Below are 11,560 nucleotides of genomic sequence, written 5' to 3' on the forward strand. Positions count from 1 at the left end.
GCTTAGGTTTATACTCGGTTTATTGGCGTTGGTGGGTTTAGCATTTGGAAGCCATTGATTTCTCCCCTATTGTTTCCAAAGCCCAGACCAACGAGTTGTTCTCTAGCCTGCGTGAACACTATGAATACATTAGAAAAAATTCAAAAAAACCTGGAAAACTTTAGCAAGTCTGAGCGTAAGGTTGCCGAAGTGATTATGGCATCACCACAAACCGCTATTCATTCCAGCATTGCTACGCTGGCGAAAATGGCGGACGTGAGTGAACCTACGGTGAACCGTTTCTGTCGCCGCCTTGATACCAAAGGTTTTCCGGACTTTAAACTGCATTTAGCTCAAAGCCTTGCAAACGGCACGCCTTACGTTAACCGTAACGTAGAAGAGGATGATGGCCCAGATGCATACACCCACAAGATTTTCGAATCGACTATGGCGTGTCTGGATGTAGCGAAAAACAGTTTGGATCCCGTGCAAATCAACCGTGCTGTTGACCTGCTCACTCAAGCAAAACGTATTTCGTTTTTTGGCTTAGGCGCGTCCTCTGCGGTCGCACGCGATGCACAGAATAAATTTATCCGCTTCAATATTCCGATCAGCTGCTTTGAAGATATTGTGATGCAGCGAATGAGCTGTATCAACTGCACTGATAATGATGTGATTGTGCTGATTTCTCATACTGGCCGCACCAAAAGTCAGGTTGAAATCGCCAATCTTGCTCGTGAAAACGGAGCAACGGTGATCGCGATTACCGCTAAAGATTCACCACTGGACAAAGCCAGTTCATTATCGATCTGCTTAGATGTGCCTGAAGACACAGACGTGTATATGCCAATGGCAAGTCGCGTAGTGCAAATGACCGTGATCGATGTATTGGCAACTGGCTTTACTTTGCGCCGAGGTTCAGGCTTTAGAGAAAATCTTAAGCGCGTGAAAGAAGTGCTGAAAGATTCTCGCTACGACAAACTACCGCCTTACTAGGCCACACACAAAGACAGAATAACGGAGCCCAGTGGCTCCGTTTTCATTTTGAGTCAGAATAATGATGGTTTCCAATAAGGAGGAATAGGCTCAATGTTGCCCGCTCAAGCGGCTTCCTTCCTCTTTTAGCAAATGGCGAATCTCCACCTCACCTTGTGATGCTCGAGGCTCTATCGCCGCAAGTGGTTGACAAGAGCAGACTTGATGCAGAATGTGAGTCAAGCGATCCATGGTCAAAGGGATCGGGTTACCTTTAATCGCTGTTGATTTCAGTGCATCTGCGGCCACGCGTTCAAAAGAGGTCGCGCAGACACCAAAATCGGTCAAATTAGGAATCGATAATTTTTCTAGCATCATATTGACCCATAAGATGCCATCTTCCACACAGGCATTTTTGCGACCAGTCAGAATGCGCGAAACGATCTTGTAGCGCTGTAGAATATCACTGCGCCCAGCCTCTTTAGCCACATCAATATTTTCTCGCATCACAATCGGCGCAAGTCGCGCGGTAATCACACTGTGTGGCGCATCCAATTTGCCGCCCAGTGCAGAAGCCAGTCCATGGGCGGCCCCTAATTTGGCATTGGTTGTCGCCATTCCACCCAGCATGGCAGCGAAGGAGAGATCACTGCGTGCTTTTTTATCATCGCGCAAGCAGCCCGCGATCATCGCTCGGCTTAAACGCCGTAACCCTTCCTCACAAATCATATCGGTTAGAGGATTGGGCTCTCCACACACGTAAGCTTCCATAAGATGAGTAAACGCATCCATGGCTCCTCGACCGGACGTCACAGGATCCGTACCGTAAGTCAAAGTGGGGTCAATGATCGCAACGTCCGCTAACATGTCAGGACTGCGCAAGCTAATTTTGACTCTGTCCTGCGCCGATTTCAGCACCGCATTACGCGTCACTTCAGAACCCGAGCTAGCAGTAGTCGGAATCGCGATAAATGGCAGTGGTTTGGCTTTGAGTGGCACACTGCGCCCAACCACCTCAACATAGTCATACACGTTGCCTTGATTGGGGATAATCGCCGCGACCGCTTTCCCCATATCCAACACACTACCGCCGCCTATCGCAATCACCATGTCAGGTTTAAAGCGACGACCGAGCATCGCGGCTTCTTCAACCATAGTGATATTGGGCTCGCCAGAAACTGCAACATGTTGGTAGCGCATGTTCTGCTGTTGTAGATAGGCCGTTAGAGGAGCATAGCGCTCAGCGTTTTTCCCCGAGACCAGTAGCACGCTGTATCCGTACTGGCTGATTATCGAAAGGGAGCTCTCTAGCGACCCCTCACCAAAGATGATCCGTGTCGCGGTCATAAACTGGAACATGCTCCCTCCAAGGCCTTTCACACATCCGATAGTGCTAAGCTTGCGCCCAAATGGGAGAAATTTGTTTGACCCAGTGCAACTTGCCGAAATTAACCACAAAAAATCTGCTAGTTCTTGCACAACCTCACATAGAAATTGAGGATTTTCAATCTCTTCCATGATAACTGCGAGCCAAGAAGAGTGGTGAGAAAAAGCGAAGCAGAGAGTAAAACCATTGTTTTTATCTATTAAATCAAGAGGAAAAATCACGCTTTATTTCCCCCTTTGAATCGGGCATAGTACCCGCAAACAAAATGAAGGAGAAAGATATGTTTGTGGTCATTTTTGGTCGTCCTGGCTGTCCTTACTGTGTTCGTGCCAAAGAGCATGCTGAAACATTGAAAGCAAAGCGTGATGATTTTAACTACCGCTATGTTGATATCCACGCCGAAGGCATCACTAAAGCCGATCTAGAAAAAACCATCGGCAAGCCAGTCGAAACCGTTCCACAGATTTTCATCGATGAACAACACATCGGCGGCTGCACAGACTTCGAAGCGTACGCAAAAGAGAATCTAGGTCTATTTGACTAATAAAATGATAAATCGAAAAAGCCTGTGAATATCGCAGGCTTTTTTGTTCGTACGAGATTCTGCAGACTTAGGATTTTTTAGCTATTTCGCTCCAAATAATGCGCATCCGCGCAAAAATTCACTTATCTTTTTGCAATATTCGGATACAATTCCCAAAATTTTATTATTTCCCCTCTTGTCACGCGTGAATTGAGTTAAATCGTGAACATCGACGTCGTTTTGTTGCTAGAGCAAAATCCAATTTTGCTGATATTTGTTGTCCTCGCCATCGGTCTCTCTTTCGGGAAAATTCGCTTTGGCAGCTTCCAATTGGGTAATTCGATTGGAGTGCTCATCACCTCTCTAATCATGGGGCATCTTGGTTTTTCCTTTACACCGGAAGCGTTAACCATCGGCTTTATGCTCTTTATTTATTGCGTCGGCATTGAAGCGGGTCCTAACTTCTTTGGTATTTTCTTCCGCGATGGTAAACACTACTTAATTCTAAGCTTAGTCGTATTGATCACTGCGACTTGGATTGCCTACTTTGGTGGTTACTATCTTAATCTGGATTATGGCTTAGCCGCCGGGATGATGGCGGGCGCATTGACCTCAACGCCTGTGCTGGTAGGTGCTCAGGATGCGCTCAATTCTGGACTTGCCTCGGTACCAAGACATATGGATTTGTCACTGATTCTAGATAATGTCTCGGTCGGTTATGCGATGGCCTACTTGATCGGCCTTATCAGCATGATCATGTTTGCTAAATTACTCCCTAAGTTGCAAAAGCAAAACCTGTCCGATTCTGCTCAACAAATCGCGCAAGAACGAGGGTTAGGCAGTCAGCGTAAAGTCTATCTGCCGATCATCCGCGCCTATCGAGTCGGACCTGAACTGATTAACTGGATCGACGGCCGTAATCTGCGTGAGCTGGGTATCTACCGTCAAACAGGCTGTTATATTGAGCGTATCCGCCGACATGGCATTTTGGCTCATCCTGATGGTGATGCCATCTTGCAAGAAGGGGATGAAATTGCTCTCGTAGGTTTCCCAGATAGCCACGCTCGTCTTGACCCGAGCTTTCGCAATGGCAAAGAAGTGTTTGACCGTAACTTACTCGACCTACGAATTTCAGAAGAAGAGATCGTGGTAAAAAGTGACAGCATTGCGGGAAAACGTCTCTCCGATCTTAATCTTTCGGAATACGGCTGCTTCCTTAACCGAGTCGTTCGTGCGCAAATCGAAATGCCGATGGATCTGGATATCGTGCTCGCCAAAGGCGATGTCCTGCAAGTCAGCGGCGAGAAAAGCAAAGTAAAGGGGCTGGCAGATAAAATCGGTTTTATCTCTGTACACAGCCAAATGGCTGATCTGCTTGCCTTCTGTAGCTTTTTTATTCTTGGCATTCTGTTTGGTTTGGTCACCATGACCTTTGGCCAAGTCTCGTTTAGCTTAGGTAATGCGGTAGGGTTACTGCTCTCTGGTATCACTTTGGGCTTTTTGCGAGCCAACCACCCGACTTTCGGTTATGTTCCGCAAGGCGCACTCAATATGGTCAAAGACCTTGGTCTAGCCATCTTCATGGTCGGGATTGGGCTCAATGCAGGTAGCAAAATGTTCCAACATCTCTCCGAAGTAGGTGTGCAAGTGATCGGCTTAGCCTTTTTAGTGAGCGTTGTACCTGTCGTGTTCGCTTACTTGGTTGGTGCCTACATTCTAAAGATGAACCGCGCTCTATTATTTGGTGCGATTATTGGCGCGCGCACCTGTGCTCCGGCGATGGATGTGGTTAATGAATACGCTAAGTCTACCATTCCAGCACTGGGTTATGCGGGCACCTACGCGATTGCCAATATCTTAATGACCTTAACGGGCACCATCTTTATCTTGCTCAGTTAAATTGGAGTTATCCAATACTGTGGATCAAAAAAGGCACCTTGCGGTGCCTTTTGCGTATTGTGAGACGTCTAGTGAACCACCTCTTCGCGAGTACCGAAATACTCGAAAGCCAGTCTGTCATCACTCAGCGTCACTTTCACGGTGCCACCATCGACTAACGAGCCAAACAACAGCTCGTTGGCGAGTGGTTTCTTCAGTTGTTCTTGGATCACACGTCCCATCGGACGAGCGCCCATCTCACGGTCATAACCTTTCACTGCTAACCAGTGGCGGGCATCTTCCGAGACTTCCAGAGAAACGCCACGCGCATCCAACTGAGCTTGCAGTTCCACGATAAATTTATCGACCACTTGATGAATCACACGCTCATCTAAGCTATTGAACCAGATAATGTGATCAAGACGGTTACGGAATTCGGGAGTGAACACCTTTTTAATTTCCGACATCGCATCATGACTATTATCTTGCTGGATCAAACCAATCGATTTTTTCACCGTTTCGGCCACACCCGCATTGGTGGTCATCACAAGAATCACATTGCGGAAATCGGCTTTACGGCCGTTGTTATCCGTCAGCGTACCGTTATCCATCACCTGCAATAGCAAGTTAAAAATATCGGGGTGCGCTTTTTCAATTTCGTCCAACAAAACAACCGAGTGCGGGTGCTTAATCACGGCGTCCGTCAGTAACCCACCTTGGTCATAACCCACATAACCCGGAGGTGCACCAATCAAACGGCTTACCGAATGGCGCTCACCGTATTCCGACATATCAAAACGTAGTAGTTCGATACCGAGCAGCTTAGAAAGCTGCAGAGTCACTTCTGTTTTACCAACCCCAGTTGGGCCTGCAAACAGGAAAGAACCGACTGGTTTATGTTCTGCGCCTAATCCAGCACGGGTCAGCTTGATCGCCTCTGTCAGCACATCAATCGCCGCATCTTGACCAAACACCAACATTTTCATCTTCTGATCCAGATTCTTCAGAATGTCTTTATCAGAAGAGGAGACGGATTTTTCTGGGATCCGCGCCATTTTGGCGACCATGGATTCAATTTCCGCCACACCGACCGTTTTCTTACGACGGCTTGCTGGCATCAAACGTGCCCGCGCACCCGCTTCATCAATTACATCAATCGCTTTGTCAGGCAGATGACGCTCATTAATGTATTTGGCTGAAAGTTCAACCGCAGCACGCAGCGCTTTATTGGTATAGCGCACATCATGGTGAGCTTCGTATTTGGTCTTCAATCCCATCAAAATCTTGGTGGTATCGTCCAATGAAGGCTCAACAATATCAATCTTTTGGAAGCGGCGAGATAGCGCACGCTCTTTCTCAAAAATATTGCTGTACTCTTGATAGGTGGTTGAGCCGATACAACGCAGTTTACCGCTACTGAGCAGAGGCTTAATTAGGTTCGCCGCATCGACTTGACCGCCAGAAGCGGCACCCGCACCGATGATGGTGTGAATTTCATCGATAAACAGGATGGCGTCTTTCTCTTTCTCAAGCTGTTTCAAAATCGATTTGAAACGTTTTTCGAAATCACCACGATATTTGGTGCCCGCTAACAGCGAACCAATATCCAGTGAATAAATCACACTACGCTGAATCACTTCCGGCACATTGCCTTCAACAATTCGCCATGCCAAGCCCTCCGCAATCGCAGTTTTGCCGACACCCGCTTCTCCCACCAGCAGTGGGTTGTTTTTACGACGGCGACACAGAACTTGAATCGTGCGTTCCAACTCTTTGTCACGGCCAATCAGTGGGTCGATCTGGCCTTGTTTTGCTAACTGATTAAGATTGGTCGCAAAACTTTCCAAACGCTCGTCAGCACTCACCTCTTCAGAAGTATCACTGCTGCCAAACGAATCGGAAGAAGAGTCTTCACTATGGTTAGACGCTTTGGTAATGCCGTGCGAAATAAAGTTAACAATGTCCAAGCGGCTGATGTCATTTTTCTTAAGCAGATAGGCCGCGTGCGACTCTTGCTCACTGAAAATCGCCACCAGCACGTTGGCTCCCGTCACTTCGCTTCGACCGGAAGATTGCACGTGGAACACCGCGCGTTGCAGTACGCGTTGGAAACTCAACGTCGGTTGTGTCTCGCGAGTTTCGTCATTTTTGGGGATAAGGGGCGTGGTCTGGTCGATAAAAGTATCCAGCTCACGGCGTAATACATCAATGTCGGCTTGACAGGCTAACAGGGCTTCCCGCGCTGCATCGTTTTCCAACAATGCAAGTAGGAGGTGCTCGACGGTCATAAATTCATGTCTTTTGTCTCGTGCCCGAGCGAACGCGCCGTTTAGACTCGACTCTAATTCTTTGTTAAGCATAAGGCCTCCTTAAGGAACAACCACATTGCCCGGCAAGTTTAAGCTTGCTCCATCGTGCACAAAAGTGGGTGCTCATTTTCCCTTGAGTACATCGTTACTTGAGCGACTTTCGTCTCTGCAACTTCTGCAGTAAACGTGCCACATATTGCTTTTCCTTCGTAATGCACTTTGAGCATCACTTGCGTCGCTCTCTCTATATCCATAGAGAAAAAGCGCTCAAGAATCTCAATTACAAAGTCCATCGGTGTGTAATCATCGTTGTTTAACACCACGTGATACATAGATGGTGGCTTAACCGCCGTCTTTTCTTTCTCCAGCAAATCAAAGTCTGGAGAGATCCATTCAAAGTTTTTACTCATGACACTTCAATATTTGAGGGCTTCTTACAGAGAATTCAACTATAAAGTGCTGTAAAACTAGCCGTTTAAACTCACTGACGGCATCCGCACTTTAATGAATTTCGCCTCTTACTTAGAGACTAATGCAGCAATTGTAACGCTGCAAATAAAACATTGCGAATGGCGATCACGAATAGCGCGATTGCTTACTTTACAGACACCAATATGCAAGCTTGTTAATAATTTGCTTCGCGATTTGCAAATGACAAATTTATATAATTGCAATGGCAAAATTGAGTTTGCATATCAAACTGTGTGCTTTTATACGTTCGTCCTATTGACTGCGTTCAATCATCGTCTAAATTGGTCAATTAGTGACTAACGTTAAGCATAGGCTGAATCGCTATTCACTTCTGAGAAGTCAGGAAGTCCTGGGGACAGATTGACGTTTCTCTTAAAACATCAGTTATAAAATGCATGAGGGATGTATAGCATGGCTACAGGTACAGTGAAATGGTTTAATAATGCCAAAGGCTTCGGTTTTATTTGCCCGGAGGGTGAAGACGGAGATATTTTCGCTCATTACTCAACCATTCAGATGGACGGATACCGTACACTCAAAGCCGGTCAACAGGTTTCTTATCAGGTGGAGCAAGGTCCTAAGGGATACCACGCGAGCTGCGTTGTGCCAATCGAGGGACAATCAGCAAAATAGTGGATTTCTTGCCACACTGGCGTGTTTTGGCAATTTGCAAAGCACAAAAATAGAAACCCGCCCCATTGGGCGGGTTTTGTTTTGTTGTCTGAGCTAGATTAACGGTCAATGATCGCGTTGAAGGTCGAGCTAGGACGCATAAGCGGAGCCGCCTTCGCAAACTCAGGTGCGTAATAGCCACCCAAATCGCCAGGCTTGCCTTGTGCGCCATTCAACTCTGCGACAATTTGCGCTTCTTTCTCTTCAAGCGCTTTTGCAATCGGAGCAAATTCAGCCGCGAGATCTGCATCTGCCGTTTGTTCAGCCAGTGCTTGCGCCCAGTAAGTCGCCAAATAGAAATGGCTACCACGGTTGTCAATTTCACCGACACGGCGTGAAGGCGATTTGTTCATATCGAGGAACTTACCCGTCGCTTTATCAAGCGCATCCGCCAACACTTGTGCTTTGCGATTACCAGTGACCACACTCAAGTGCTCCAGAGATGCGGCTAGCGCTAAAAACTCACCCAGTGAATCCCAACGTAAATGGTTCTCCTTTTGTACTTGTTGTACGTGCTTCGGTGCAGAGCCGCCCGCGCCCGTTTCAAACAAGCCACCGCCGTTCATCAACGGAACGATAGAGAGCATTTTCGCTGAAGTACCCAGTTCAAGGATTGGGAATAAGTCGGTCAAGTAATCACGCAGCACGTTACCTGTTACAGAAATGGTGTCTTGTCCCGCCTTCATACGCACAAGTGAATATTGCGTGGCTTCAACCGGTGACAGGATCTTGATTTCCAAACCAGAGGTATCGTGATTAGGTAGGTACTGATTCACTTTCTTGATCAGCTCAGCGTCATGAGCGCGTGCAGGATCCAGCCAGAAAACGGCTGGCGTGTTGGAAGCGCGAGCACGAGTTACTGCCAATTTTACCCAGTCTTGGATTGGCGCATCTTTTACCTGACACATACGGAAGATGTCGCCCGCTTCCACGCTTTGTTCCAACAGCACTTTGCCCGCATCATCAATCACACGCACCACACCTTCAGCATCCAGAATAAAGGTCTTATCGTGTGAGCCGTATTCTTCTGCTTTTTGTGCCATCAGACCCACGTTGGGCACACTGCCCATAGTGGTTGGGTCAAACGCGCCGTGCTGTTTACAGAAATCGATCACGGTTTGGTAAACGCCTGCGTAGCAGCGATCGGGAATCGTCGCTTTGGTGTCTTTCTGCTTACCATCAGGGCCCCACATTTGGCCTGAAGTACGGATCATTGCTGGCATAGACGCATCAACAATCACATCGCTTGGTACATGCAGGTTGGTGATACCGCGATCTGAGTCCACCATCGCCAAAGCGGGTTGAGTCGCATATACCGCTTGAATCGCCGCTTCAATTTCTACACGTTGCGCTTCTGGCAGCGATTGAATTTTCGCGTAGACATCACCTAAGCCGTTATTAACGTCCACACCCAGTTGATCGAACAGTTGACCATACTTATCAAAAACCGCTTTGTAGTACACCTTCACCGCATGACCGAAGATCACTGGATCCGAGACTTTCATCATGGTCGCTTTCATGTGCAGTGAGAACAGCACATCTTGCGCTTTGGCGTCCGCGATTTGTTTTTCAAAGAAAGCAATCAGCGCTTTTTTGCTCATCACGCTGGTATCGATGATCTCTTTATCTTGCAGCGCAAAAGGCTTTTTCAGCACTTTCACTGCACCCTCTTTACCCACGAACTCAATTGCCACTTTAGTTGCGCCGCTCACCGTCATCGACTTCTCGCTACCGAAGAAATCTTTATCGCTCATGCTTGCAACATGTGATTTTGAATCCTTACTCCAAGCGCCCATGGAGTGCGGGTTTTTCTTGGCGTAGTTTTTCACCGAGGCTGGCGCACGGCGATCGGAGTTACCTTCACGTAACACCGGGTTTACCGCACTACCCTTGATCTTGTCATAAGTAGCTTTGATCGCTTCTTCTTCGTAGCTGCTTGGTTCTTCTGGGTAATTTGGCAGTGCGTAGCCTTTGTCTTGCAGCTCTTTAATCGCCGCTTTGAGTTGAGGAACAGAAGCAGAAATATTTGGCAGTTTAATGATGTTCGCTTCAGGCGTTTTTGCTAGCTCACCCAGTTCAGTCAACGCATCGCTGATACGTTGTTCTTCGGTCAAATGCTCAGGGAAATTAGCCAGAATACGACCAGCTAATGAAATATCGCGTGTTTCTACGTTAATGCCTGATGAAGCAGTAAATGATTGAATAATCGGCAGTAATGAATACGTTGCCAGCGCTGGGGCTTCATCAGTAATGGTATAAATAATTGTAGGTTTATTGGTAGGCATGAACTTTCCCTATCTGTTCTAACAGCACCATTGGATGCAATGACACTGTGTGACTGTCCGTTCTCAAGTCGGCGACATCCCCTCAACCTGAGTACGATCTTCTCACTCTTGCAAATCCTGTGTTCGAATGACGTTGAGCCGCCTTCGAGCTCGTCCTTGAGTGAAGGTATTTATAATTAAACAAATTGAAGACAATAGTCTATTATCTTGTTCGTTAAACCTTTTCCAGGGCGCGCAAATGATAGCCGATCTCGCCTCTGCGGAAAACTTTCAAACACAGTTTATTTACATTTTTGCAAGGTGCTTAACATGTCATCTCGCTTGTCCAGCGATGCCACCTCCTCTTCTTCCGATCAACGAAAGTCGCATTTTAAACAAAGAGCCGCGAGAAACGCTGGCCATCCACCAACGAGAGCAAATCGAAAGAGTGTTGCTAACAAGAAAAAAAATGCCACTCAAACGGCTTTTTCACCTAAGCGCCCCCTTTCTCCTGCTGAGCGAAAAGTGATCCTGTTTAATAAACCTTATGACACTTTAAGCCAATTTACCGATGGGGATGGAAGAAAAACCTTGGCCGACTACATCCCAATTAAGGATGTTTACGCCGCAGGACGTTTGGATCGCGATAGCGAAGGACTACTGATTTTAACCAATGATGGAATTTTGCAGGCCAGATTGACTCAGCCGCAATCCAAAGCGCCAAAAACTTACTGGGTGCAAGTTGAAGGTGCGCCACAAGAGAGCGACCTTGAGGCATTGCGCCACGGAGTGACCTTAAAAGATGGCCCGACTTTACCGGCGAAAGTCGACATCATGCCCGAACCCACGCTTTGGCCACGCAATCCGCCGGTGCGTTTTCGCGCAGCAATTCCGACCACATGGTTAGCCATTACTTTAATGGAAGGGCGTAATCGCCAAGTACGACGCATGACGGCGCACATCGGTTTCCCGACTCTACGCTTGATTCGTTACTCCATGGGCGATTGGAACTTGGGAGATTTGCAGCCCGGTGAGTGGCGGGAAGTGACGCTTTAACACTCTGATTAATCAAAAATATATAGCCAAACTACTTGGAGTTGCC

General features: G+C 47.3%; 9 protein-coding genes. 5 read left to right on the top strand and 4 right to left on the bottom strand.

Going from position 1 to position 11,560, the window contains the following annotated elements; translation table 11 throughout:
- The first annotated feature begins 120 nt into the window (after nt 1-120).
- Nucleotides 121-975 (top strand): MurR/RpiR family transcriptional regulator, encoded by an 855-nt coding sequence (locus GOU96_RS07000; protein ID WP_001093848.1) that lies wholly within the window; start codon nt 121-123, stop codon nt 973-975.
- Nucleotides 976-1,065: 90 nt separating this feature from the next.
- On the opposite strand, the gene GOU96_RS07005 is transcribed toward GOU96_RS07000, so the two are convergent.
- Nucleotides 1,066-2,313: an iron-containing alcohol dehydrogenase gene (locus GOU96_RS07005; RefSeq protein ID WP_248430058.1), complete on the bottom strand. Its 1,248-nt coding sequence runs from the start codon at nt 2,311-2,313 to the stop codon at nt 1,066-1,068.
- Between the two features lie 308 nt (nt 2,314-2,621).
- Between GOU96_RS07005 and GOU96_RS07010 the strand changes: the two genes are divergently transcribed.
- Together GOU96_RS07010 and GOU96_RS07015 are read left to right on the top strand one after the other, a co-directional pair.
- Nucleotides 2,622-2,885, top strand: a complete 264-nt coding sequence (locus GOU96_RS07010; RefSeq protein ID WP_000498418.1) for a GrxA family glutaredoxin — start codon at nt 2,622-2,624, stop codon at nt 2,883-2,885.
- A gap of 201 nt (nt 2,886-3,086) precedes the next feature.
- Nucleotides 3,087-4,763: an aspartate:alanine antiporter gene (locus GOU96_RS07015; protein ID WP_001018085.1), complete on the top strand. Its 1,677-nt coding sequence runs from the start codon at nt 3,087-3,089 to the stop codon at nt 4,761-4,763.
- A 68-nt stretch (nt 4,764-4,831) separates the two neighbouring features.
- Here GOU96_RS07015 and clpA read toward each other — a convergent pair whose 3' ends face one another.
- A complete protein-coding gene (gene clpA, locus GOU96_RS07020; protein ID WP_000932415.1) occupies nt 4,832-7,102 on the bottom strand; it encodes an ATP-dependent Clp protease ATP-binding subunit ClpA in 2,271 nt (756 codons plus the stop codon).
- Nucleotides 7,103-7,140: 38 nt separating this feature from the next.
- Nucleotides 7,141-7,461, bottom strand: a complete 321-nt coding sequence (gene clpS / locus GOU96_RS07025) for an ATP-dependent Clp protease adapter ClpS (protein ID WP_000041728.1) — start codon at nt 7,459-7,461, stop codon at nt 7,141-7,143.
- Nucleotides 7,462-7,933: 472 nt separating this feature from the next.
- On the opposite strand from clpS, the gene cspD reads away from it, so the two are divergent.
- Entirely contained in the window at nt 7,934-8,155 is a 222-nt protein-coding gene (gene cspD / locus GOU96_RS07030; RefSeq protein WP_000190603.1) for a cold shock domain-containing protein CspD, read from the top strand.
- Nucleotides 8,156-8,253: 98 nt separating this feature from the next.
- Here cspD and GOU96_RS07035 read toward each other — a convergent pair whose 3' ends face one another.
- Nucleotides 8,254-10,479 carry an NADP-dependent isocitrate dehydrogenase gene (locus GOU96_RS07035; protein WP_267780622.1) on the bottom strand — a complete coding sequence of 742 codons (2,226 nt, stop codon included), beginning with the start codon at nt 10,477-10,479 and terminating at the stop codon, nt 8,254-8,256.
- Nucleotides 10,480-10,788: 309 nt separating this feature from the next.
- Here GOU96_RS07035 and rluE point away from each other — a divergent pair, with 309 nt between their 5' ends.
- Nucleotides 10,789-11,514: a 23S rRNA pseudouridine(2457) synthase RluE gene (rluE, locus tag GOU96_RS07040; protein ID WP_001961419.1), complete on the top strand. Its 726-nt coding sequence runs from the start codon at nt 10,789-10,791 to the stop codon at nt 11,512-11,514.
- The last annotated feature ends 46 nt before the right edge of the window (nt 11,515-11,560 follow it).

This window comes from Vibrio sp. R-1 (genome assembly GCF_035615595.1).
GTDB classification, from domain to species: domain Bacteria; phylum Pseudomonadota; class Gammaproteobacteria; order Enterobacterales; family Vibrionaceae; genus Vibrio; species Vibrio cholerae.